The following is a 24,409-nucleotide window of genomic DNA, read 5'->3' as shown; positions in this document are numbered from 1 at the left end:
AATGCAGGTCGTTGCCAAGGTGGATTCTATGCGCGTGTTGGAAATGCGGCTGTGGGCCCGTTGGGGGGCATTGCTGGTAGTGGCCGGTGTACTGACTCTGCTGCTTGCCGGGGCCGCGCAGTCGGATGATGTGAAGCCTTCGACGGGACCTGAGGCGCCTGCCTCAGTGACAGTCTCGTACCCGACGGGAACCTCGGGAAGCCAGTTGCTGCTGTCGTGGACAGCGCCCACGAGCACGGGCGACACCCAGATACTGCGCTACGAATACCTCAGCAACGACCTCGTCGGCAATGACGATGGCAATGCAGAAACTGCCGCAGCCGATGACTACTCTAGACGCTGGCGCTCGCTCAGTGTCAGGCTCGGCCTCGATTGCACCAGGAAATGCACCGCCGTGGTATCAGACCTGCGGCAGAGCCGTGCATACGCGTTCAAGATCAGGGCGATTACTCAGATCGGTGCTGGCGCGCCGAGTATGCCCACCGCAGTGCGTACCACCGCCTCTATACCATCCGCCCCTTCCCAACCTACTTTGACCGCTCGCGATGGCACTCTTGACGTTGCTTGGGTCGCGCCGACTGGCACAAGCACTGGCGGCTTGGCGATCTCCGACTACGATGTCCGCTGGCGAGCCGCAGGCCAGTGGATTGAGGCACCCGACACTGTCCACAGTACCGCAGTCAAATATTCGATCATGGGTCTTCAAAACTGCTTGCCTTACAGCGTCCAAGTGCGAGCGCAGTCACCACGCGGTGTAAGCAAATGGTCATCAACAGCCAAGGGCACCCCGACCGGTCCATCCACGGCATCACCAAAGGCACCCAGTCAACCGACCACAGTGCGCGGTGATAGATGGTTGCGTCTGACATGGCACGCCCCAGCTACGTGCGCCAATGCTCCAATCACGGATTACGACGTTCGCTGGCGAGTCGTCGGTGCTGCCGCTTGGGTCACTCACAGCGATGATGTATCGCCCGACACATCTGCGGATCTCAAGCGATCACGTACCATCACCAATCTGAACAACAGCACCCTATACGAAGTGCAAGTGCGTGCAGCAACGAATTCAGCTGAGAGCCCTTGGTCAATCGCAATAACGACAGCAACATTCATCAAACCAAACAAGATGAGCTACATCGTCGTTCCGCACCCAGATGACGAGATGCAGGCCTGGTCTCTTATTGAAGATTCACCCGACAACTACCAAGTATTTATTGTGATGACGCGGGGCGAGCAAACTTCGTATTGCTCGTCTCCCGGTCATGACGCTGGTACCGGCGAAGCGGCACCTGATCCGTGGCCAACCGGGAAATGGACATCCACATGCGAGGAGGCTCGCGAGAGTTCGTTCTTAGATTTTCTGGAAGGCATGGGGGCTACTGACGACGGGTTGCCTACAGACTACACATATCGTGGAAAAAAAGGCCCGTTCGGAGCCGGCGGAATTACCATATGCAGGTACGATTCTGGTGGCTGTATCTCGGATCGAACTGCCGATGTATGGACATCGGCACTTGCATCGGTCGTTTGGTTCAATCTCGGCGACGGCGATCTCACGAAAGAAGAGGTGACGTGGGCCATCAAAGCCGTGCGAGACAATCGCTCTTTGCTCGGCATCAACAGCACTCTGCCTAACCACAACCTCATTGGCGCAAGTTACTGGAACAAGAACTATACTGGTTGCTTTGTCTATCCTCATGGCGACCATCGCGCGGTTCACGAAGCGCTCTGGCACAGTGACTTCAATGTTGGCTATCAAGCTGTCGCCAGTTGTGAATCAGATCCGGATGTTTCCCGGACTGAATGGGTGACATATGCGCATTTTGATGATGCTTTCGACACATCAGGATCGACGCGTTTGGGAGAACATGTTGTCCACTATGGCTGGTTGCAGAGCGGCAACCCTGGCTACTGGCGCGGCGATTACAGCGGCCAAGATGAACTCTTCCATCGAAAGCAAGGATTCTGGGTGCGCTTTCCGTAATGGTGCGAGGTAGGTCGGCAGCCATGCGGCTGAGACGGATATTGGATCAGTTCAGTGTCGCGGCCAGTTCGAGTGCTTCGCCCCAGGTGGGATGGCCCGCAAGCAGGCGGCGGAATCTCACGAACGGCCTGATCGCGTTGAGCGCCATCACTCCGCTCAAGCGGCCGTCGCGCCGGTAGCCCGCAAGGAACGAGCGGCTGGAGTCTCGGTTGTGTGTGTTCGGGCCGTCATTCGCTGATCCGACCAGCACCTCGACATCGTCATCGGCATCGGGGTGGCCCGCGATCTGGATGCGGGCGTCGTACTGGTCGGACCACACGAACGGAACCGAGTGGTAGGGCTGTGCCTCGTCGGGGGCAATGAGGTTGCGACCCACCGCCATGCCGTGCTCGACGGCGGCCGTCCAGTGCTCGACCCGGATCGGCGCGTCGCCGTGCCAGGGGCCGAGCCAGCCGTTGGGCGCCCGTGCCACATCGCCGACGGCGTAGATCCCGGGCGGCCCGCAGCACAGCGTCGCATCGCAGACCACGCCGTTGTCGATCTGCAGGCCCGAGCCCTCCAGCCACGACGTGTTCGGCACCACCCCGATGCCGACGACTACCAGATCCGCGGGGACACGGCTGCCGTCGGCCATGGCGACCGCTTCGACCCGGTCGGTGCCCAGCACGCCGTCGACCCCGACGCCGAGACGCAGCTCGGCGCCGTTGTCGTCGTGCAACGCACCCACCCGCGCGCCCATCTCAGCTCCCAGCCCACGCATGAGCGGGGCCGTGGCCGCTTCGATCACCGTGACCTCGCAGCCGCGAGCCACCGCAGACGCAGCGACTTCCGAGCCGATGAAGCCACCGCCCACGACGGCGACCCGTGCGCCAGCGCGCAGACCTTCCCGGATGGCCATCGAGTCGTCGAGGGTCCGCAGCGTGTGCACGCCTGCGATCCCCTCGGTTCCCCGCAGCGATCGAGCCGCTGCGCCCGTTGCGATGACGAGGCCGTCGAATGGCAGCGTCTCGGCGCTGCCTCCTGCTGCCGGTGCAATCGAGACCGTGCGGGATTCGGTGTCGAGCCCGACGGCGAAGGTGCTCGCCATGACCTCCACGTCGATTTCGTCGTAGGCGCCATCTGGGTCAAGAGCCAGCGAGCCGGGGTCCTGTTCGCTGGTCAGGAACTCCTTCGACAGCGGGGGCCGGTCGTAGGGGAGATGCGGCTCGGCGCCGATGAGCGTCAGCGGCCCGTCGTGACCCGCGGCGCGCACGCTGTGGGCGGCGCGTGCACCCGCCAAGGAGGCGCCGACGATGACGATGCGTTTGGGTGAGTTCGACACGCGAGCAGTGTGTCATCTCCCGGGCGAGACGAGACCGACGGTGCATCTCAGGTGTGGGCAGACCGCGCGCGGGCGGGCCAGCGGTGCTCTCGTACTCAGCTAGTTGCCAAGGGTTCGGACCAAGACTGGCGGGGCCGACTCACGAGCGCTATAAATGTTCCTCACACCTGCGTAATTACAACAGTGTGATTCGAGCAGTCGCCGTGGCCTGCGAGCACTCGAGACGGCACCGCGTTGGGCAGGGGAGAGGGACGAGAACGGCATGAAATTCCCACGACGCATAGCGCATCTCGGTGCCTGTCCAACCCAAGGCGTCGGCAGATGAGCATCACCGAGGCATCTGCGGCCGAGGCCCGGAATCGAGCCGATGCTGCCGATTCGCCGGGCATGCGCGTGCAAAAGCGCGACGGCTCCATGCAGGCCGTCGATGTCAACAAGATCGTGCGCGCTGTCGAGCGCTGCGCAACCGAGTTGGCCGGCGTCGATCCCATGCGCGTCGCGACCCGGACCATCTCGGGCCTCCATGACGGCGCCACCACCACCGAACTCGACGAGCTGTCGATTCGCACGGCCGCAGCGCTGATCTCAGAGGAGCCGAACTACTCGAAGCTCGCAGGCCGCCTGCTCGCCACCTACATCGACAAGGAAGTCCAGAACCAGAACATCTACTCGTTCAGCCAGTCCATCGATCTCGGCGGCGAGTGCGGGCTCATCCATCCCGACGTGGTGGCATTCGTCGGCACCAACGCCCGCAAGCTGAATGACGCGGTCCTAGCGGAGCGCAACGGCGGCTTCGAGTTCTTCGGGCTGCGCACCGTGTACGACCGGTACCTGCTGCGGCACCCCGAACGCCGCACGGTCATCGAGACGCCCCAGTACTTCTTGCTGCGGGTCGCCTGCGGGCTGTCCCGCACCGCAGAAGAGGCCATCTCGTTCTACGAGCTGATCTCCAGCCTGCGCTACCTGCCGTCGTCGCCCACGCTGTTCAACTCGGGCACTGCGCATCCGCAGATGTCGTCGTGCTACCTGCTCGACAGCCCCGAAGACTCCCTCGAGGGCATCTACGACCGCTACAGCGACATCGCCAAGCTGTCGAAGTTCGCCGGCGGCATCGGCGTGGGCTGGCACCGGGTGCGCTCCCGTGGATCGCTGATCAGCGGCACCAACGGCCTGTCGAACGGCATCGTGCCGTGGCTCAAGACGCTCGACTCCTCGGTAGCTGCGGTGAACCAGGGCGGCCGGCGCAAGGGCGCGGCGTGTGTGTACCTCGAGACCTGGCACGCCGACATCGAGGAGTTCTTGGAGATGAAGGACTCCACCGGCGATCACGCGCGGCGGGCCCACAACCTGAACCTGGCGAACTGGGTTCCCGACGAGTTCATGCGCCGCGTCGAGAACGACTGGCAGTGGTCGCTGTTCGACCCCAAGCGTGTGCCGCACCTCACCGACCTGTACGGCGACGAGTTCACCGATGCCTACCGCGAGGCCGAAGCGAGCGGTACCTACGAACGCCAGGTATCGGCCCGCGAGCTGTACAGCCGCATGATGCGCACCCTCGCCCAGACCGGCAACGGCTGGATGACCTTCAAGGACGCCTCGAACGCCAAGTCCAACCAGACCGGCGAGCCCGGCAACGTCATCCACCTGTCGAATCTGTGCACGGAGATCCTCGAGGTCACCAGCGACGCCGAGACTGCCGTCTGCAATCTCGGCTCGGTGAATCTCGCCAAGTTCGTGCGCGACGACCAGAACAATGGCCGCACAGTCGACTACGAAGCGCTCGGAGAGGTCGTTCGCACGGCGGTGCCCTACCTGGACCGCGTCATCGACATCAACTACTACCCGACGCCCGAGGCCGCCCGATCGAATGATCGCTGGCGTCCCGTGGGGCTCGGCGTCATGGGCCTGCAGGACGTGTTCTTCCAGCTCAACCTGGCCTTCGACTCACCCGAGGCGCTCGGGGTCGCTGCTCGGATCGCCGAGGAGATCTACTACTGGGCTCTGTGGTCGAGTTGCGAGTTGGCCCGCAAGCATGGACCGCACGCGGCATTCAGCGAGACCCGTGCCGCGGTGGGAGAGTTCCAATTCGACCTGTGGGGCGTCGAGCCGGCCCAGCCTGAGCGCTGGGCTGAGCTGCGCGAACGCATCGGTCAGCACGGGTTGCGCAACTCGCTGCTGGTGGCAGTTGCACCGACGGCCACCATCGCGTCCATCGCCGGCTGCTACGAGTGCATCGAGCCGCAGGTGTCCAACCTGTTCAAGCGCGAGACGCTGTCTGGCGAGTTCATGCAGATCAATCGCTACCTGGTGCGCGAACTGCAGCAGCGCGGCCTGTGGAGCGAGACCATGGCCAACCAGGTCAAGATGGCCGAAGGCTCCGTGCAGAACATCGCGGAGATCCCCGCCGAGGTGCGCTCGGTGTATCGCACGGCGTGGGAACTGCCCCAACGGTCACTCATCGACATGGCCGCGGCACGCGGCGCCTTCATCGACCAGAGCCAGTCGCTGAACCTGTTCATGGAAAGCCCCAACATCGGGAAGCTCTCCTCGATGTACATGCACGCGTGGAAATCGGGTCTGAAAACCACGTATTACCTGCGATCGCGTCCGGCCACCCGCATCAACCAGACCACCACCGACTCCGTCTCGCAGCCCGCCACGTCAGCGGCGGCCCTGCCGCAGCGAGAAGCGACCGTCGCGGCGATGCCCGACGCAGCCGCCGCCGTGGCGTGCTCGCTGGAGAACCCCGAGACCTGCGAAGCCTGCGACTGAGGCGTCGCGACCACCAAGAGGCACACGACCGATAGAGGACCCTCATGGCGCTTGTTCAGCCAGAGCCCGAATTCACCCCGCCCCTGCGCGACCCGAATCCCGACGGCGCTCCCCGAGCCGACCCGGCTTCAGACCCGGCCGCCGACCGGTTGCGGGGTCGCCGCAACATCTTGGACCCGGGCTTCGAGTTGACGCTGCGGCCCATGCGCTACCCGCAGTTCTTCGACATGTACCGCGATGCCATTCGCAACACCTGGACGGTGGAGGAGATCGACTTCTCCGACGACATCGTCGACCTGAACCGCAAGCTGGCACCGGCTGAGCGACACCTCATCAACCGGCTGGTGGCGTTCTTCGCGACCGGCGATTCGATCGTCGCCAACAACTTGGTGCTGAACCTGTACCAGCACATCAACAGCCCTGAGGCTCGGATGTACCTGAGCCGCCAGCTGTACGAGGAAGCGCTGCACGTGCAGTTCTACCTGACGCTGCTGGACCACTACATCCCCGACATCTCCGAGCGGGCGGCGGCATTCGCGGCCATCGAGAACATCCCCTCGATCGCTGCCAAGGCCGATTTCTGCTTCCGCTGGATGGACAGCGTGTGGTCGGTCGACCGGCTCACCACCACCGAGCACCGCAAGGCGTTCGTGCTGAACCTCATCTGCTTCGCTGCGTGCATCGAAGGACTGTTCTTCTTCGCTGCCTTCGCCTACGTGTACTTCCTGCGGTCGAAGGGGCTGCTGAATGGCCTGGCGGCCGGCACCAACTGGGTGTTCCGGGATGAATCGGCGCACATGAACTTCGCCTTCGAAGTCGTTCGCACGATCCGAGCCGAGGAACCCGATTTGTTCGACGAGGATCTGGCCGAGCGGATCAGGCAGATGGTCACCGAAGCGGTCGACGTCGAGACGCAGTTCGCACACGACGTGCTGTCGGGCGGTGTGGCGGGCATGTCGGTGACCGACACCCGGGCGTATCTCGAGTTCGTCGCCGATCAGCGTCTCGCCCAGCTCGGCCTCGCCAAGGAGTACGGCTCGAAGAACCCCTTCTCGTTCATGGAGTTGCAGGACGTGCAAGAACTCACGAACTTCTTCGAGCGCACAGTCGCCAGCTACCAGGTCGGCATCGAGGGCGACGTCGCCTTCGATCAAGAATTCTGAGCTAGGAGGCTGAGCCGATAGGCGAAGCCGTGGCCCGAGCGGCCCGTGAGCGCCGACTCAAAGGAAATTGGGAACAAGAGCGGGAAACGACTGGTGCGACAACGGAAGGGTTCACCTATTGGCGCTTCCTCTACGCGCCGGCTGAGGCGTCGAAGGCTGCGATCAGCTGATCCACTGCGGCGGCGGGCGTCAGCCGGTCCGCATGCACGTGCTGTTCGATTTCTGCCAGCAGATCGCGGACGCTGGCCCCCAGGCGAGCACGCAGGCGTTCGGCGAGCATTGCGTGCATCCAGCGAACCCGTTGGCCGGCTCGGCGTTCACCGAGTTCGCCTGAGGCCGTCATCGCACGGTGGTGTTCGAGCACGTGGTCCCACAGTGTGTCGAGGCGGACTCCGGTCAAACCTGAGCACGTGATCACGGGGGGCGTCCATGTCGGCGAGACCGACTGCGTCATGTGCAGAGCCAGGCGGTAGTCACGCGCCGCCGCTTCGGCTCGTGCGGCGTTGTCGCCGTCGGCCTTGTTCACCGCAATCAGATCGGCGATCTCCAAGATGCCCTTCTTGATGCCCTGCAGGTCGTCGCCGGCACCCGCCAGCATCAGCACGATGAAGAAATCCACCATGTCGGCAACAGCAATCTCAGACTGGCCGACACCCACCGTCTCCACCAGCACCACGTCGAAACCGGCGGCTTCGAGCACCAGGATCGTTTCGCGGGTGACGCGCGTGACGCCGCCGAGCTGGCCTGAAGCGGGTGATGGCCGCACGAATGCAGCTGGATCGTTCGCAAGCGACGTCATGCGGGTCTTGTCGCCGAGGATCGAGCCTCCCCAAACCGCCGAGGTGGGATCGACGGCGAGCACCGCCACGCGGTGGCCCTGTCCCGTGAGCGCTGTGCCCAGCGACTCGATGAGCGTGCTCTTGCCCACGCCGGGCACGCCGGTGATCCCCACCCGATGCGCGCCGCCGCTGTAGGGCAGCAACTCGCCCAGCAGCTGCTGTGCGGGCTCGAAGTCTTCGTGTCGTTGTGACTCCACCAGAGTGATCGCCCGGCCGATGGCAGCCCGATCACATGCGCGCACGCCAGCGGCGAGTTCTGCAGTGTCGGCGGGCGGGGCGTGGTCGGCCACTGAGTGCAACGTACCGGCACCCGGGGCGCTGAGGCAGAATGGGCGTGTGGGTTTGCTGAAACGACTGCGCACCGGGGATCGCACACATCCCGCTTACGAATTCCTCGGCGAGGGCGACCATGTGCATTCGCTGGTACCTGCGCAAGGGGGCTTGCACCCGTTCTCGTTGCTGGTCATCAGTGTGGGGGCACTCGCGGGCATCGTGCTCACGGTCGATCTGCCGTGGGTGCAGATCAGCTTGATCTCCACGACGGTGTTCGCGACTGCCGCCGTGCTGACGATGTCGCGCTACCGGCTCTTGGCTCTCACCGATGCAGACGTCGTTGTCATGCGTACCCGCGCCCTGAGACCGGCCAAGCCGGTGGAACTGCTCAGCCGGATCGAGCGCGTCGAGCCCTTCGGCATCCGCGGCTCGGCGTGGGGGCAGATCTTCGTGGGCACCGAGAAGCTCTGGGTGCACCGCCGCTATCACAAGCACCTCGATGAGGCCGATGCGCTGCTCGTCGCTGCGCCGCGCAGCATGCGAGCCGCCTCAAGCACTGCGTACCGCGCCGCTCGAGCCAAGAAGAAGGTGCGCAACGTGGGAGGCCGCCACCGCTGAGCAGGCAGCAGCCCCGGCGGCGAGCCCACGCTCGACGCTGGAGTGGCCGTTCCGCGAGCCTTCGAATGCAGAAGTGGCTTGCGCGAGCCGGCTTGTGGTTGCCCCGTCAGCCGGCCTCGAGCAGGTCGAGCATCTCGGCTGCGGCTTGCGCGATGACCGTGCCCGGCGGGTAGATGGCCGCCGCGCCGGCAGCTCGGAGCGTGTCGAAGTCTTGAGGCGGGATGACGCCGCCGACGACCACGAGAATGTCAGGCCGGCCCAGCGCCGTCAGCGCTTCTCTCAGTTCGGGAACCAGCGTGAGATGTCCTGCTGCGAGCGATGAAGCGCCGACCACGTGGACGTCGTTCTCGACCGCTTGGCGGGCTGTCTCGGCGGGTGTGCTGAACAGCGGTCCGATGTCGACGTCGAAGCCCAAATCGGCATACGCGGTCGCCACGACTTTTTGGCCCCGGTCGTGCCCGTCCTGGCCCATCTTGGCGATGAGAATTCGCGGCCGGCGCCCGGTTCGCTCGCCGAAGGCGGCGGCCCGGTTGCGCACGGCATCGACGGCGGCCGCCATCGGATTCGTGCTGCCGCCTGCGTCGGAGCCGCCTGCGCCTTGAGAACTGTCGCCAGTCATCTCGCTCCCGTACACGCCGCTGATCGTGCGGATCTGCGCAGTGTGCCGCCCGAACACGTCTTCCATAGCGGCGCTGATCTCTCCCACGGTGGCATGGCAACGTGCTGCGTCGACGGATGCGGCGAGCAGGTTCCCTGTGCCGGAGCGCGCTACCTCGCGCAGCGCATCCAGCGAGCGCCGCACCGCATCGGCGTCGCGCTCTGCCCGAAGGCGATCCAGCTTCGCCAGCTGGGACCCGCGCACCTCGGCGTTGTCGACGCGCAGGATGTCAACCTGAGTGTCCAGTTGAGACCGGTAGCGGTTCACGCCCACCACGGTCCGCTGACCTGCCTCGATGCGGGCCTGCGTGCGTGCTGCGGCTTCTTCGATGCGCATCTTGGGGATGCCGGCCTCGATGGCGCGGGCCATGCCGCCGAGCTCTTCCACCTCGCCGATGTGTGCGGCTGCCCGCCCAGCCAGCTCTGCGGTGAGCCGTTCCACGTAGTAGCTGCCGCCCCACGGGTCGATCACCCGCGTCGCGCCCGCTTCGTGCTGCAGGAACAGCTGCGTGTTGCGGGCGATGCGTGCGCTGAAGTCGCTCGGCAGCGCCAACGCCTCGTCGAAGGCGTTGGTGTGCAGGCTCTGGGTGTGCCCGTCGACGGCAGCCATCGCCTCGATGCACGTGCGCACCACGTTGTTGTAAGGGTCTTGGGCAGTGAGCGACCAGCCCGAGGTCTGGCAATGGGTGCGCAGCGAAGTCGACCGCGGGTTGGCGGGCTCGAATGCAGCGACGAGCTTGGCCCACAGCAGCCGGGCGGCCCGCAGCTTGGCGACTTCCATGAAGAAGTCCATGCCGATGCCCCAGAAGAAGCTGAGGCGCGGCGCGAAGTCGTCGATGCCCATGCCGGCGCTGATGCCGCAGCGCAGGTACTCCAGCCCGTCCGCCAGCGTGTAGCCGAGCTCGAGGTCAGCCGTCGCCCCCGCTTCACCCATGTGGTAGCCCGAGATCGAGATCGAGTTGTAGCGAGGCATCTCTTTGGATGTGAACTCGAAGATGTCGCTGATGATCCGCATGGAGGGTTGGGGCGGGTAGATGTAGGTGTTGCGGACCATGAACTCCTTGAGGATGTCGTTCTGGATGGTCCCGGCGAGCTGGGCCGGCGCGACGCCCTGCTCCTCTGCGGCCACGACATAGAGCGCCAGCACCGGCAGCACGGCTCCGTTCATCGTCATCGACACGCTCATGGCATCGAGGGGGATCTCGTCGAACAGGGTGCGCATGTCCAGGATCGAGTCGATGGCCACGCCTGCCATGCCCACGTCGGACGCCACCCGGGGGTGGTCGGAGTCGTAGCCCCGGTGGGTCGCCAGGTCGAACGCCACCGACAGCCCTCGCTGCCCGGCTGCCAGGTTGCGCCGGTAGAAGGCGTTGGAGTCCTCGGCGGTGGAGAATCCCGCGTACTGGCGGATCGTCCACGGCTGGTTTGTGTACATGGTCGGATACGGGCCGCGCAGGTACGGTGCAAAGCCGGGATAGCCGTCGAGATAGGTGCGCCCCACGGGGTCGTCCCGGTCGGGGTCCGGTCCACCGTCGTAAAGGTCGGCGATGTCAGTGGCCGTATACAGCGGCGCAACGTCGATGCCCTCGGGGGTGGCGTGGGGAGCGGGGGAACGACCGGTCTCGGCGGCGAAACGCTCCGCCCATGCCGCCCGCAACGCACGCGTGCCTGATGAAGGGCGTTCTGGCGACTCCGCATCGTCGAGCTCCAGGTTCGAGAAGTCAGCCACCACGCTCATGACGCTGTCGTTCCTCGTTCATAGGGTGCCGCCCAGCGGTGGATGCCCAGCCCGCCGTCGAGTTTGCCTGCCGCGCCGTCAGTCACCTGGTTTCGTGCTTCCCCGCCACCGCGGCTTTGCTCGTCGCCCGTTCGAGCGGCTGCCATGTCGCTCGGCTTGGCCTCGGCGCTCACGAATTCGGTGACGCCTACGAGCACCTGGTCGCCTGCGTCGACGCGTTCATGGCGTCGGGCCCGTTCGGCGGCGATCGATGCTTCCATCTCGCCGCTGCTCATCGCCGTGCAGATGCCGCCGGCAGCTTCGATCTGGCGGAACCGCTCCCAAGCAGCCTGCGCCGTCTTGCGGGTGAGGTCTTCGAGGTACCAGCTGCCTCCAGCGGGGTCGATGACCGACCCGATACGGCTCTCGTGGCGGAGGATCAACTGCGTGTTGGCGGCGACGCGCCACCCCAGCCCACTCGAAGCGGGTCCGGCGATGACCGAGTCGAAGGGGCGAACCGTGATGGCATCGACCCCGCCGTTGGCGGCGCCGAAGGTGGCAGTCGTGGCGCGCAGCATGTTCACCCACGGGTCGACGGTGCTCAGCATTGCCGTCGAGGTGACAGCGTGCATCTGCATCGGCAGCGAGATGCCGCCACCGGACAGGTCCATGCCGCACGCGCGGAGCACACGGCTCCAGCACATCCGCAGCGCCCGGCACTTGGCGGTCGCCACAAACGGGTCTGGCCCTGCCGAAAGCGTGAAACCGAGCAGGGGTGCGGCTGTCTCGATTGCCAAGCCCGGACCTTGGGCAGCGTCGCACAAGGCGCGCAGCCACGCGACCCCCGAGGCCAGCATCGCTGCCAACTCAGTCGAGTCTGTCGAGCCCGCGTCGGCGAGCACCGATCCGTCGACCTCGATCGGCACCGTTGCAGGCCAGCCGACGATGATCTCGGCGGTGCTGCGCGCAGCTGCCTCGAATGTGCGGACGAGGTCGTCGCCCTGCGAAGCAAGTCGGCCCCCGTCGATGCCTGCATCGCTGGCAGCCGCCGCAATCGGGTCGATGCCCAGCCACGACCGGGTGTGCTCGGGGTCCGCACCGCGTCGGCGCAGCACTTCCAGCAGGGCGTCGGCGTGCGCCGACGACATGCCGGCTTGCAGGTGAATCGTGGTCCCGGCGCCGGCGGCGTCGCCGACAGCAGCTTCGAGCAGCGCCGCATCGTTGGGGGCGCTCCAGCCACGCGCCACCGTGACCGCATCTACGCCTGATGTCGTGTCGACCGCTACGGCGTCGGGTGTCCCGGCGAGGCGAATGTCGTGGATCTGGCGGACTTCCCAGCCGCCCCAGCCGCCGGCCGCATCGGCACCGCGAGCGAAGGGAGGAGCGCCCGGCACTCCAGCAGGGTCGGCGTCGGTGCCGTGACGATGGGCGGTGTACAGCGGGGCGACCTCGATGCCGTCGATCAGCGTTGTCACCAACGACGACAGCGGCCGGCCGCGCAATGCGCCCTCGGCTGCGGCCTCCCAGTCGTCCCCACCGACATGCGCAAAGTCGGAATCGGCGGCCAGCGAAAAGGAGCGCGGGGCAGGCACGATCCGCAGGGTAGCGACGGGCCACGGGCCAGTAGGTTCCCGGTTGTGATTCCGCGCCGTCGCTCGCCTCGCATCTTGGGGTCGGCACCGGTGAGCTGGGCGACGCACAACATCGACAAGGCCGCGAACCGGATCGGTTGGTTCGTCGCTGTCGGCACCCTGGTTTTGTGGCTCGTTTCCTGGGCGATTGAGGACCCACGATGGCATGGCGAGCTGCTCACATTCGTGCTGTTGGCAGTCGTAAACGCGTGCCTCGGAGGACTGATCTCGATGTGTGTCGCGGGTGCCTGCCTGCGACGGATGAGGCACAGGTGCCTGGCGCCGCCTGACGGCGGCGCTCACCGCCACGCGCACGGATCGCCGAAGTAGCCAGCGGAGTCGGCGACAGATCGACTGGGCGGTCGGCCCGGCGGACGCCGTCGGCCGTCGCGTGGATTTGTCGGTGTCCGTGGCATCCTTGCCGCCATGGATTCCCCGCCGCAGACGGTGACCTCGGGCGCGGCGGCAGCCGCCGATGCTGAGTGGGCGCAGACGGCTGGGCGGTCAGGTGCGGGGGCCGGCGCTGAGGGGCTTCCGCCGTATCGCTACGACGCCCAGATGGCGAACGAGATCGAGCTGCGCTGGCAGCAGCGATGGCGTTCAGATGGCACGTATCACACGCCGAATCCCAGCAGTCCGCTCGCAGGCTCGACGGACGGCATCACCGGCGACGCGCCGCTGAGTTCGACTGCTTCGGCCGCAGGAGGGCCGAAGCTGTTCATCATGGACATGTTCCCGTATCCGTCCGGTTCGGGACTGCATGTTGGGCACCCGTTGGGCTACATCGGCACCGACGTCTACGCACGCTTCAAGCGCATGTGCGGCTACGTGGTGCTGCACCCGATGGGCTACGACGCGTTCGGCCTGCCGGCCGAGGAACATGCCCGCCAGACCGGCGAGCACCCCCGCATCAATACTGAGCAGAACATCGCCAACATGTCGCGCCAGCTGGCTCGGCTCGGGCTTGGGCACGACGATCAGCGGTCGCTGGCCACCACCGACGTCGAGTACTACCGCTGGACGCAGTGGATCTTTCTGCAGATCTTCAACTCCTGGTACGACATTGAATCCGACAAGGCGCGCCCGATCGCCGAGTTGATCGAGCTGTTCGAGACCGGGAACAAGGCCACCACCAGCGGCACCGCGTGGGGCGACATGGACGATGTCGAGCGGCGCCTCGAGCTCGATGAGCATCGCCTGGCCTACCTGGGGGAGGCGCCGGTCAACTGGTGCCCCGCCTTGGGCACGGTGCTGGCCAACGAAGAGGTCACCAACGAGGGCCGGTCCGACCGCGGCAACCATCCGGTGTTCCGCCGCCCCATGAAGCAGTGGATGATGCGCATCACGGCGTACGCCGACCGGCTGCTGGCCGATCTCGACCGGGTGAACTGGTTCGAGAGCGTCAAGATCATGCAGCGCAACTGGATCGGGCGCAGCGAGGGTGCATTCATCAGCTTCGCCGTCGACAGCGCTGATGCGGGAACGGGCACCGACGGTGCCACGGCGCCCGACGGCGACGGTTCGAACGACTCCGGTCCGGACTGCTCAGATCCACAGGGCCGTGACGCAATCGATGGCGGCCCGAGTGACGCCATCCGGGTCATCGAAGTGTTCACCACCCGGCCCGACACGATCTACGGCACCACGGCCATGCTGCTCGCCCCCGAGCATCCCCTGGTCGACAAAATCGTCGCCGACGAGTGGCCGTCGGGCACCGATCCGCGCTGGACCGGTGGTGCAGCCACGCCTCGCGAGGCCCTCGAGGCATACCGGGCACAGGCATCATCGATGACCGACCTGCAGCGCCAGACCGAACGCGACAAGACGGGCGTGTGGCTGGGCGTGAACTGCCACGTGCCCACGACCGGCAAACCCGTACCCGTGTTCGTCGCCGACTATGTGCTGATCGACTACGGCACCGGCGCGGTCATGTCGGTGCCGGGCGAGGACCAGCGCGACTGGGACTTCTCGGTGAAGTTCGGCCTGCCGATCATGCGCACCGTGGCGCCGCCGCCCGACTTCGACGGCGAGGCCTACGACGGCGGGGGACTGGCGATCAACAGCGAATTCCTCAACGGCCTAGAGAAGGCCGACGCCATCGAGGCCATCTGCGACTGGCTGGAAGACCACGGCTGCGGCCGCCGCACGGTCACCTACAAGCTGCGCGACTGGCTGTTCAGCCGTCAGCGCTACTGGGGCGAGCCATTCCCGATCGTGTACGACGAGACGGGCCTGCCGCTGGCCGTGCCCGAGAGCGAATTGCCCGTGGAACTGCCCGAGCTCATCGACTGGGCGCCCCGGGCGCTCGACGAGTCATCGGATCCCGAGCCGCCGCTGGGCCGCGCCACCCAGTGGGCCACCGCCATCTACGACCTCGGCGACGGCGAGCGCACCTACAGCCGCGAGCTCAGCACCATGCCCCAATGGGCCGGATCGTGCTGGTACTACCTGCGCTACCTCGACCCGACCAACGACGACGTCCTGGTGGATCCAGACGTGGAGCGCTACTGGATGAGCGACGCGGCCGGAGGCGTCGGCGGCGTCGACCTGTACGTCGGCGGCGTGGAGCACGCCGTGCTGCACCTGCTCTACGCCCGCTTCTGGCACAAGGTGCTCTACGACCTGGGCCACGTGAGCGGCCCCGAGCCGTTCGGCCGGCTGTACAACCAGGGATACATCCAGGCGGCGGCATACCAGGACGAGCGCGGCGTGTACGTCGAGGCCTCCGATGTGGTCGAGCGTGACGGGAAGTTCTTCCACGAAGACAGCGAGGTCACCCGCCACTTCGGCAAGATGGGCAAGTCGCTGCGCAACGCCGTGACGCCCGACGACATTTACGGCGCGTACGGGGCCGACACGCTGCGGACCTATGAGATGTTCATGGGCCCGCTCGACCAGGGCCGGCCCTGGGAGACCCACTCGGTGATCGGCTCGCACCGTCTGCTGCAGCGCGTCTGGCGCAACCTCGTCGACGAGCAGACCGGCGAGCTCACCGTGACCGACAGCGAGCCCGATGCCGATCTCGAGCGCATGCTGCACCACACCATTGCGTCGGTCACCGATGCGATGGAGGACCTGCGCTTCAATTCCGCGATTGCGCGCATCACCGAGCTGAACAACGAGCTGACCCGTCGTGGCGAGCCGACGCCCTGGCCAGTCGCAGACGTGTTGGTGCGGCTGCTGGCGCCGCTGGTGCCCCACTTGGCCGAGGAACTGTGGGAAAAGCTCGGCAACACCGAGACAGTGGTGTACGCGCCCTTCCCGCAGGCCGATCCGGCGCTGCTGGTGGCGGAGACCATCGAGGTGCCGGTGCAGGTCAACGGCAAGGTGCGCAGCCGCATCACAGTGGATGCAGCCATCTCGAACGAGGACTTGGAGGCTGCAGCGCTCGACGACGAGCGCATTGCGCAGCTCACCGCCGGCGACGACATCCGGCGCGTCGTCACCGTGCCGGGCAAGCTGGTGAACATCGTGGTTGCGTAAGCCACCAGCACGGGAGTCATACAGGAATGGGGATCGCTCCCGCGCCCGATAGCACTAGTCTCAGCGGTGGACCGATCGGGAATCGAACCCGATGCCGGGCGTGTCAAGTGCAGCGGCGGAGAACCATCTCTCGGCCCCTGGCCTTCGGGTCGCTCGGAGCCGCACCAGTCCGCTGGTGCGGCTCTTCGCGCTGGTCGGTCCAGACTGAACTGAGGGCACGAGAGGCACCGCGCACGGCGGGCGATAGGCGGCGCAGCGCCGCGGCGCAAGCGTAGGCCGCGTGCCAAGCTCTTGCGGCAGGCTTTGAGCGGGGAGCGACACATGAGCGGCAAGGAACAGAGCGCACTGGGCGTCACGGCCACCGAGACCCATGGCGGCAAGCTCGCCGCGAAGGCGCTGAAGGCGGCGGGTGTGGAATGCGTGTTCACCCTGTCGGGCGGGCACGTCATGGGCATCTACGACGGCTGCATCGACGAGGGCATCGAGGTTGTCGACGTCCGCCACGAGCAGGCTGCGACCCACGCCGCCGATGCGTGGGCTCGCCTGCACCCGGGCAAGGTCGGCGTGGCGATTCTCACCGCAGGTCCTGGGGTGACCGACGGCGTGACCGGAGTGGCGAACGCCTGGCGGGCCAACTCGCCGATTCTGGTCTTCGGCGGCCAGGGGCCGTTCAAGCATGCTGGGCGCGGTTCGCTGCAGGAAATGGACCACGTGTCGCTCATGCGACCGGTGACAAAGTGGTCGGGCGCATGCGGGGAGACCCGCCGCATCGCCGAATACATCGAGCTGGCCGTGCGCACTGCGCTGAGCGGCATTCCAGGGCCCTCCTTCCTGGAGATCCCGATGGACGTGCTGCACGGCAAGGTGGATCTCGACGCCGTCGAGATGCCCCAGTTCCGCGACTACCGGGTGGTATCAGCCGCACCCACAGGAATCCTGGCCGAGGCTGCGGAAATCATCGCCGGCGCCCGCACCCCGGTGGTGATGGCCGGCACTTCGCTGAAGTGGAGCGAGGGCGGCGGCGCGCTCGGCGCGTTCCTCGATGCCACGGCCATCCCGTGTTACGTGAACGGCATGGCCCGCGGGGAGATCAATTGGGACCACCCCTCGTTCCTGTCGCTGACACGGTCCGAGGCGCTCGCAGCCGCCGACGTGGTGATCCTGGCCGGCACGCCGCTCGACTTCCGCATGAAGTTCGGCCGCGCCATTCCTGCCGATGCCCGTATCGTGCAGCTCGACCTTGACGAGACGCTCATCGGCCAGAACCGCGCTGCCGAAGTAGGGCTGGTGGGCAACCTGGGCGCCAATTTCGAGGCACTGGGGGAGCTGTTCAAGTCGAGCGGCGTCTCGGTGGACGCCTCGGCGCACCTCGCCGCGCTGGCGGCTCGCGAGGCCGAGCTCGACGAGGCCCGCAATGCCGAGCTGAACAGCGATGAGGTGCCGATCGATCCGCTGCGGCTGTGCCGCGAGATCGCCGACGCCGTGACCGACGACATGATCGTGATCGGCGACGGGGGCGACATCGTGGCGCAGGCCTCCAAGGTCATCCGCGTGCCGCGCCGGGGCACCTGGATGGACCCCGGCCCCCTCGGCACCCTTGGCGTGGGCATGCCGTTCGCCCTGGCTGCGCAGAAGGCTCACCCTGACAAACGCGTGCTGATCGTCTATGGCGACGGCTCATTCGGCCTGAACGGTTTCGAGTTCGACACCGCCGTGCGCTTCGGACTGCCCATCGTGGGCGTCGTCGGCAACGACGCAGCGTGGGGGCAGATGCTGCGTCCCCAGGCCAGCCTGTACGGACAGGACCGGGTGGTCGCCACCGAGCTGAACTTCACCCGCTATGACAAGGTCGTCGAAGCCATGGGCGGCCACGGCGAGCACGTCACCGAGCCCGGCGAGATCGCCCCGGCGCTGCAGCGAGCCTTCGACTCTGGCCTCCCCGCACTGGTGAACGTCGAGATCCGTCAAGACCGCGGCGCCATGAAGGGCTCCACCTACGTGTGAGACAGCAGCGGCGCGTGGCGAGGCGGTAGGCGCTGAGCGGGTACCAGAGCATCGGCATCTGCAAACCGGTTGTTGTCGGTCGCCTGTGACGTGCAGGGTGTGACGAGTTCGGTTTCCTGCGCGCAGCGGGCTACGGCAGGATGTCGTGCGTTCCGCAACGGTGCCAGCGAATGTGCAGGAGACCTGCTTGTTGTTGAGTCCCGAACGAGAAGATCGCTCGGCCGTCCTCGGCCCATCGCATCTCGTAGAGACTCTGCACGCCTTGCAGCTTGTGCACGAGTCCGTCACGAAACCATGTGGCGTCGCCCGATTCCATCTCCCGGAGGTCCTCGACCATCAGGTTGCGCACCCGCAGCAGCAAGAGCTTCTGTGCTTTGGAGAGCCGTCGGAAGTCGCGCTGGAATGCCATGTCTTCCTCGTAGGTCGGCATGTGTGCCGTTCACTCGATGGAAGGTTCGTCGAGCAGCGATTCGAGGTGGGCGGCGAATTCTTCCTCGGTATAGATGATCCCGGTCGAATCGTCGAGCGGCGGACCCTTGCCTTGGGACTCGATGATGTCGGCAAGTGTGACCGGGCCTGGCTCGTACAGGTGCGATTCGCCGGGGCGTGATGTGGGCAGCCAAGCGATGATGAGCGCTGACTCGTAGCTGACCCTCACGAGCCGTCGCAGGTGGCGGATGAGGTTGAACGGCTCGTCGGCCCAGTCACGCCAGCCGTTGGGATCGTCGACGATGCCGGATGGCTTGTCGTGCTTGACGCGGAGGCTGTCGATGGCCCATTGCAGCGGGGTGCGGCCTGACACGGTGTAATGCACCGTTTCGAGTGGAATCCCGACGAGGCGGCACCGGCTGTTGACCATGAGCACGGTGGGGTCGTCGCTGCCATCGGGGCGCTTGCCCCAGCGCATCCGTCCCTCGATTCGGTAAGCGCTGTGGTCGGCATCGCCGTTGTCGGGTTCCCCGTCCACCAAGCACTGCACGGGGTATTCGTCGACCGTTTCGTAGCCGATGTGCAGGTCCATCAGCTCGCGGCCGGCGGACCGGAATGCCTCGAAATCATCAGCGAGGGGAATGCGGGGCAGGTTGCGCTGCAGATCGTGCCGGTAATCCATGCGCCAGTCCGGCGAGTGCATGATGCCGTACAGGTACTCCCAGATGCCATCCTTGGTGATCTCGGGGCCGTACTTGGCTTGGAACTGCTCCAGCGCCCAGTCGGAGATGTTGTCTGGGTCGGTCCCAGCACTCGCTTCAGGCAGTCCCAAGTCGAGCGTCTCGCTCATGAAATCCTCCGTCGCGGAATAGCACGGGTGGGCTGATTGGTTCCGCAGGCGCTGAGATCGGCCGGGCGCGCAGTTGCCAAGGACGCGAAGATCGCTCGGCTGTTCGGTGATGTCACCAGCAGAACTTCGACGGGGCTCACGGCCTGCTCCGAGGTGCCGCTCGGCAAGCTGGATCCAACGCGTGCAGGTCCGGCAGTGTCGTGGAGGCGAGAACGGCGAACACGGTCCGGTTCGACGGCGTCGTCATCAGCAGGGCCTCGTCCTGGGCGCGAAGCGCGCTCCGCCGTCCAGACAGTTGAGATCGATGCGCTGTCTGACCGCGAGTGTCGAGAATCGTGTCCTGCTCGACGGGCTGCTGACCGAGATTCCTCTCTCTCTCTCTCTCTCTCTCTCTCTCTCTCGGTGCTCGTCTCGGAACATGGCGCTGATCGACTTCACGGAGGAGAGGATGCGAGGGTCCTCATAGAGCCAGAGCTTGGTGAAGGGCCGGTACAACACCTCGCGGATTCGGTCTTCTTCGAACACGATTGGCTCTCGGCGACGCAATGTTTGCTTGAGAGTGCCAGTCCACTTGATCCGAGCGAGGTCGTCGTTCGTCGTGCATTCATCGACGCTGCATCCGGCCTCGACCAGCTCGAGCGCATCGCTGTAGGCATCGATCAGCAGGCGCAAGCGTTGAGCGAGTTCTTCGCGCGAGAAGGAGTAGACATAAGTGTCGCAGTTAGTTGCTATTCCGAGTGCGTGATCGCCCACAACACTGGTGATGTCGTCACCTCGTCGTCCGGGCTCGCACACGGGCATCAGGTCGTTGAAGCTCCCGTCGGTCACATTCATCCAGTCATGTGACTCGTTCTCGAGAACAGTGATGAGACGTCCATTCGTCACGTCGCCGAGATCGGCAAGCCAGTCGAACTTTTGGCGGAGACTGGAATTCTCGGGCACTTCGGCATACCGGAGCACCGCACGTCCCCCCCCCCCCCCCCGTCACTCGTCGGGTTGCGGACAAGAATCGTGACCTGCACGCCGACGCGAGCCCCTGTGCCCTTGCGCACCTCGGATTGCTCGCGAATTTCTATCCCGAACACAACTTGCCCCTCGCGAGCGCGCTCTTCCCCGGACTTCATCGCATCACCGAGCAGATTGACTACGTAGACGGACGTGTATTCGTCGCGCAAGGCCGCACGCATGCCTGCGAGAGACGGAGCGTTCGACAAAGAGTTGGGGTGGACGAACGCGATCACGCCTGGCTTGGACGGATCATGCCCGGGCTGATCGAGCCGATCCGATGCCCACCGGATCGCTTCCACGTACAGGTTGCCCATGGCTTTGCCGGCGCCTCGGCCGGTGACCTCTCGGTGACGGCGGCCGTAGGTGTCGCGGACGCGTTGTTCGATATGGGGGTGCTCGACGTTGGGGTTGTCGTCGCCTGCTGACTTTTGCCCTGCTGACCACGGCGGGTTGCCGATGATGACTTGGATGGGCAGTTCGTTCTGCTGGCGGGCTCGGGCGCTGTTGTAGCCGAGCGACCCGGTGCCGGGCAGCACCGATGGGTCGTGGGCGAACGTGTCGGTCAGCACGATGCCGCTGAACGGTTCGTAGCTGCCGGTTCGCTCGCGGTAGCCCTCTTCGATCTTGATCGCAGCGAGGTAGTAGGCGAGCAGCACGATCTCGTTGGCGTGAATCTCTTGCACGCTGCCACCGGGCACCAGCGGGTTGTGGGTGTTGACGAACTTGCGAGCAAGGTCGTCGTCGGCGATGAACGGCTTGCCGTCGCTGTTGCGCTGCGTCAACAGTCGGTTGATGAAGGTGCCCGTCCCGGTGAACGGATCCAGAATGTGTACGCCTTCGGACGTCAGGCCCCGGCCGAACTCCTGGCGCAGCACGGCATCGACCGAACGCAGCATGAAGTCGACCAGCTCCACAGGGGTGTACACGATCCCCAAGCGGGTGATCTCCGCAGGCATCGCTTCCTTGAAGAACGACTCGTACACCTCCAGCATGATCTTCAGCCGGGCATCGGAGTCTGTTGCGCCCGACAGCCGGTTGCGGACGCTGTCATAAAAGCGATCGAGGTCCGCGGCCTCGTCTCGGAGCCGGACATCGGCAGCCTTGAACTCGTCGAGCAGTTCGTTGAGCGCCTTCGAGATGGGGTTGCGATCGGCGAAGCCGCTGCCGGCAAACAGCGCCTCGAACACCGGCATCGTCACCACATGCTGCGCGACCAGCGAGGCAAGGTCGCCCGTCCTCACCGCACCGCCCACGGTTGCCTGCATCTGTTCGGCAAACCGGTCGAAGGTGGCGGCCAAGTCGGCATCGGCAGCAACTGCAGTGCCGATGTGGCTGGTGATCGTGCCGGTGATGCGTGCGACCTCGCGGCCCCAGCGATCCCAGTACTGCCGGTCGCCGCACGATTTCACGAGCTGTGAGGCGATGGCGTGCTCGAAAGGGAGCCGCTGCTGGCTCGCCCGAACGCTTGCATCGGCATCGGCTCCGGCGGCGTCGCATTCGCAGTCGCCGTGCGCCTTGCCGCAGGTGCCGCACAGACCGCTCGGCAGCACGGTGATCGGCGGCTTGCCGGTCAGGTCGGCGGTATTGATGAGCACGTCGAGCCGCTCGTCATGCGAGCGCAGCGCCTTGAGCACCTTCCACACGGCCTTGAAATCGGAGCCGTTCAGCACCGCGTCATCCAGCAGGCTGGCGCCCGACGGCACCACGACCGGAAGGATCACGTAGCCCACGTCCTTGTGGGGGGCACGGCGCATCACCCGTCCCACGGCTTGGATCACGTCGACCTGCGACTGCTTCGGCTCCAGGAAGATCACCGCATCCAATGCGGGGACGTCGATGCCCTCGCTCAAGCAGCGGGCGTTGGTCACAATCCGGCAGGCGCCGTCGGGGTCGCCTTGGCGCAGCCAAGCGATGGTGTCGGCACGTTCGAGCGCATTCTTCGAGCCATCGACATGGCGGATGTCGCAGGCCAGCAGTGCAGGTCCGGCGCCGCCGCCGGCTGTGGTCGAGCGGCCGTGGACAGCGCCGGCGATCGCTTCGATGACCGGGTTCCAGTAGCGCTCGACGAGTTGGGAGTTGCGGATCCGGTTGGTGAACGCGATCACCCGCTGTGCCGCGTAGTCACTGTTTACGGCCCCGGTGACTCGGCCTTCGGGAGTGGTAGTAGTCGGATCGGCCAGACCGTCCCAGCATCCGGCGAACTTCACTGCGTCATGGATGCTGAACTTGTGCGCTTCGTCGACAGCGATGTTGTCGTAGGCATCGAGCACGGGGTTCTCGGCCACGGCGATGACCAGCACCTTGTAGTCGGTGAGATGCCCGCCCTCCACGGCGTCGCCGAACGACATGCGGAACATCTCGGGGCCGTACACCGCCGGATCGTCCATCGAGTACACGTCGAAGCTGCCGGCAGCTTGTTGCACGCGGCTGCGCGCTGACTCGGTGTACACCCGGGGCGTTGCAGTCATGTAGAGCCGTTTGGCCGCACGGACTCGGCTGGGGTCGTGAATCAGCGAGTACGGCGTGACCGTGCGCTGCGACGTCGATGGCGGCTTGCGAGCCGCGACGTCCTCGATGCCGGTGGTGCGGTGAGCTTCATCGCAGATCGCCACGTCGAACCGAGGCGCTGGGCCGAACAGGCTCGTGTCTGACTGGGCGTCGGCGATGAGGCTCAGCGACTGGTAGGTGCAGAACACCACCGTCATCGCTGCGGCGTCGGACGCAGCAAGCTGCGCGGTGATGCGCTCGGGGTCGGTCGTGACCGCCATGGCCAACTCGACCAACGGGGCGTCTTCTGCGGTGTGCCCGGCGCGGGTATCCGAGCAGACTCCGATGTACCGATGCGGGATGTCGGGGTCGCGCTGGCTCGCCCACTCACGCATCGTCTGGTTCATCAGCGCGATCGACGGCACCAAATACAGGACACGACCGCCGATGCCGGCGAGGCGCTCTGCGATCCACAGCGACACCACCGACTTGCCGGTCCCGCAGGGCAGCACGAGCCGGCCCCTGTCGTGCGAAGCGAACCCGTCCAGGACCCTCGCCACCGCCTCGGCTTGGAAGGGCTTGGGTGCGTGGCGCTCGGGAGCGACGAAGCGAAGTCGTGACGGATCGTCGAGACACTCAGCCCAGTTGACGGGCCAGGACTCCAGGTCGCTGCGGTGCAGCACTTCGCATCGGGGCGCCGCCTTCTCGATCATGAGGCGGGCCTGCGCGGTAGGCGGCGCGGTCAATACCAGCAGTCGTGCCGTGAAGTCGCCGGTCGCCGAGGCCGAGATGAACGAGTCGACCGCGCCCTTGTCGACGCGACCGACGGCGTAGGCCTTGGTCTGGATTGCGCACAGGCCCCCGCCTGCTTCGGGAGTCTGCTCGGCTACGAGGTCGATGCCGATGTCCGCTCCGTAGCCACGGGAGACGCGTTCGGGCCATTCGCTCCACCGCCATACCTGCTTGAAACGCTGCGGCCCGTACACGTCGGGGTGGCACTGGAGGGCGCGCTGCATCAGTCGCTCGAACGCGGTGCCGCGAGCCTGCGGCGACGTGTAGCGATCTGCGAGTAGCCGGAGCAGATCGACCGGGCGGTCCTCTGCGGCTTCCGATGCGCTCATCGGCAGCCCGATGGAAGCCGGCGTGCGTCGTGCATTCCCCGAACAGTACCGG

Annotated in this window: 14 protein-coding genes; 6 read left to right on the top strand and 8 right to left on the bottom strand. The window is 65.8% G+C overall.

Annotated features, from left to right (window positions below):
• Position 1: 1 nt before the first annotated feature.
• Positions 2-1,984 (top strand): fibronectin type III domain-containing protein, encoded by a 1,983-nt coding sequence (locus tag ACOGJB_RS03675; protein WP_419839468.1) that lies wholly within the window; start codon positions 2-4, stop codon positions 1,982-1,984.
• A 46-nt stretch (positions 1,985-2,030) separates the two neighbouring features.
• Here the strand turns inward: ACOGJB_RS03675 and ACOGJB_RS03670 are convergent, their stop codons facing one another.
• Positions 2,031-3,305, bottom strand: a complete 1,275-nt coding sequence (locus tag ACOGJB_RS03670; protein ID WP_419839467.1) for an NAD(P)/FAD-dependent oxidoreductase — start codon at positions 3,303-3,305, stop codon at positions 2,031-2,033.
• Between the two features lie 321 nt (positions 3,306-3,626).
• On the opposite strand from ACOGJB_RS03670, the gene ACOGJB_RS03665 reads away from it, so the two are divergent.
• Positions 3,627-6,077 (top strand): ribonucleoside-diphosphate reductase subunit alpha, encoded by a 2,451-nt coding sequence (locus ACOGJB_RS03665; RefSeq protein WP_419839466.1) that lies wholly within the window; start codon positions 3,627-3,629, stop codon positions 6,075-6,077.
• A gap of 203 nt (positions 6,078-6,280) precedes the next feature.
• Positions 6,281-7,240, top strand: coding sequence for a ribonucleotide-diphosphate reductase subunit beta (locus ACOGJB_RS03660; protein ID WP_419840675.1), 960 nt, complete (start codon positions 6,281-6,283; stop codon positions 7,238-7,240).
• A gap of 130 nt (positions 7,241-7,370) precedes the next feature.
• Here ACOGJB_RS03660 and meaB read toward each other — a convergent pair whose 3' ends face one another.
• Positions 7,371-8,369: a methylmalonyl Co-A mutase-associated GTPase MeaB gene (meaB, locus tag ACOGJB_RS03655; RefSeq protein ID WP_419839465.1), complete on the bottom strand. Its 999-nt coding sequence runs from the start codon at positions 8,367-8,369 to the stop codon at positions 7,371-7,373.
• A 46-nt stretch (positions 8,370-8,415) separates the two neighbouring features.
• Between meaB and ACOGJB_RS03650 the strand changes: the two genes are divergently transcribed.
• Positions 8,416-8,970 (top strand): hypothetical protein, encoded by a 555-nt coding sequence (locus ACOGJB_RS03650; protein ID WP_419839464.1) that lies wholly within the window; start codon positions 8,416-8,418, stop codon positions 8,968-8,970.
• A 106-nt stretch (positions 8,971-9,076) separates the two neighbouring features.
• On the opposite strand, the gene scpA is transcribed toward ACOGJB_RS03650, so the two are convergent.
• Positions 9,077-11,365 (bottom strand): methylmalonyl-CoA mutase, encoded by a 2,289-nt coding sequence (gene scpA, locus ACOGJB_RS03645; protein ID WP_419839463.1) that lies wholly within the window; start codon positions 11,363-11,365, stop codon positions 9,077-9,079.
• A complete protein-coding gene (locus ACOGJB_RS03640) occupies positions 11,362-12,936 on the bottom strand; it encodes a methylmalonyl-CoA mutase family protein (RefSeq protein ID WP_419839462.1) in 1,575 nt (524 codons plus the stop codon). The genes scpA and ACOGJB_RS03640 overlap by 4 nt, the downstream gene beginning before the upstream one ends.
• 465 nt (positions 12,937-13,401) lie before the next feature.
• Here ACOGJB_RS03640 and ACOGJB_RS03635 point away from each other — a divergent pair, with 465 nt between their 5' ends.
• Together ACOGJB_RS03635 and ACOGJB_RS03630 are read left to right on the top strand one after the other, a co-directional pair.
• On the top strand, positions 13,402-16,458 hold the full coding sequence (locus ACOGJB_RS03635; protein WP_419839461.1) for a leucine--tRNA ligase: 3,057 nt from the start codon (positions 13,402-13,404) through the stop codon (positions 16,456-16,458).
• Between the two features lie 321 nt (positions 16,459-16,779).
• On the top strand, positions 16,780-18,462 hold the full coding sequence (locus ACOGJB_RS03630) for a thiamine pyrophosphate-binding protein (protein ID WP_419839460.1): 1,683 nt from the start codon (positions 16,780-16,782) through the stop codon (positions 18,460-18,462).
• Between the two features lie 130 nt (positions 18,463-18,592).
• Here the strand turns inward: ACOGJB_RS03630 and ACOGJB_RS03625 are convergent, their stop codons facing one another.
• The 4 genes from ACOGJB_RS03625 to ACOGJB_RS03610 all read right to left on the bottom strand — a co-directional run bounded on the left by ACOGJB_RS03625 (position 18,593) and on the right by ACOGJB_RS03610 (position 24,357).
• Complete coding sequence (locus ACOGJB_RS03625) at positions 18,593-18,892, bottom strand: hypothetical protein (protein WP_419839459.1); 300 nt, start codon at positions 18,890-18,892, stop codon at positions 18,593-18,595.
• A gap of 9 nt (positions 18,893-18,901) precedes the next feature.
• Positions 18,902-19,741 carry a type ISP restriction/modification enzyme gene (locus tag ACOGJB_RS03620; protein WP_419839458.1) on the bottom strand — a complete coding sequence of 280 codons (840 nt, stop codon included), beginning with the start codon at positions 19,739-19,741 and terminating at the stop codon, positions 18,902-18,904.
• 246 nt (positions 19,742-19,987) lie between these two features.
• The gene (locus ACOGJB_RS03615) at positions 19,988-20,494 is read right to left on the bottom strand and encodes a type ISP restriction/modification enzyme (RefSeq protein ID WP_419839457.1); all 507 of its coding nucleotides are present in this window, start codon (positions 20,492-20,494) and stop codon (positions 19,988-19,990) included.
• A 128-nt stretch (positions 20,495-20,622) separates the two neighbouring features.
• Positions 20,623-24,357 (bottom strand): DEAD/DEAH box helicase family protein, encoded by a 3,735-nt coding sequence (locus ACOGJB_RS03610; protein ID WP_419839456.1) that lies wholly within the window; start codon positions 24,355-24,357, stop codon positions 20,623-20,625.
• Positions 24,358-24,409: the final 52 nt, after the last annotated feature.

The sequence above is a fragment of the Candidatus Poriferisodalis sp. genome (assembly GCF_965208895.1).
Lineage (GTDB): Bacteria > Actinomycetota > Acidimicrobiia > Acidimicrobiales > Poriferisodalaceae > Poriferisodalis.
The sequence above is the reverse complement of the archived record's forward strand: the minus strand, read 5'-3'. Positions and strand labels throughout refer to the sequence as shown.

Bases quoted from the DNA above. Each gene is read 5' to 3' on its own strand.
- scpA (WP_419839463.1), bottom strand. From the start codon at position 11,365: ATGAGCGTGGTGGCTGACTTCTCGAACCTGGAGCTCGACGATGCGGAG.
- ACOGJB_RS03665 (WP_419839466.1), top strand. From the start codon at position 3,627: ATGAGCATCACCGAGGCATCTGCGGCCGAGGCCCGGAATCGAGCCGAT.
- ACOGJB_RS03620 (WP_419839458.1), bottom strand. From the start codon at position 19,741: ATGAGCGAGACGCTCGACTTGGGACTGCCTGAAGCGAGTGCTGGGACC.
- ACOGJB_RS03630 (WP_419839460.1), top strand. From the start codon at position 16,780: ATGAGCGGCAAGGAACAGAGCGCACTGGGCGTCACGGCCACCGAGACC.
- ACOGJB_RS03660 (WP_419840675.1), top strand. From the start codon at position 6,281: ATGCGCTACCCGCAGTTCTTCGACATGTACCGCGATGCCATTCGCAAC.
- ACOGJB_RS03675 (WP_419839468.1), top strand. From the start codon at position 2: ATGCAGGTCGTTGCCAAGGTGGATTCTATGCGCGTGTTGGAAATGCGG.
- ACOGJB_RS03635 (WP_419839461.1), top strand. From the start codon at position 13,402: ATGGATTCCCCGCCGCAGACGGTGACCTCGGGCGCGGCGGCAGCCGCC.
- ACOGJB_RS03610 (WP_419839456.1), bottom strand. From the start codon at position 24,357: ATGAGCGCATCGGAAGCCGCAGAGGACCGCCCGGTCGATCTGCTCCGG.
- ACOGJB_RS03625 (WP_419839459.1), bottom strand. From the start codon at position 18,892: ATGCCGACCTACGAGGAAGACATGGCATTCCAGCGCGACTTCCGACGG.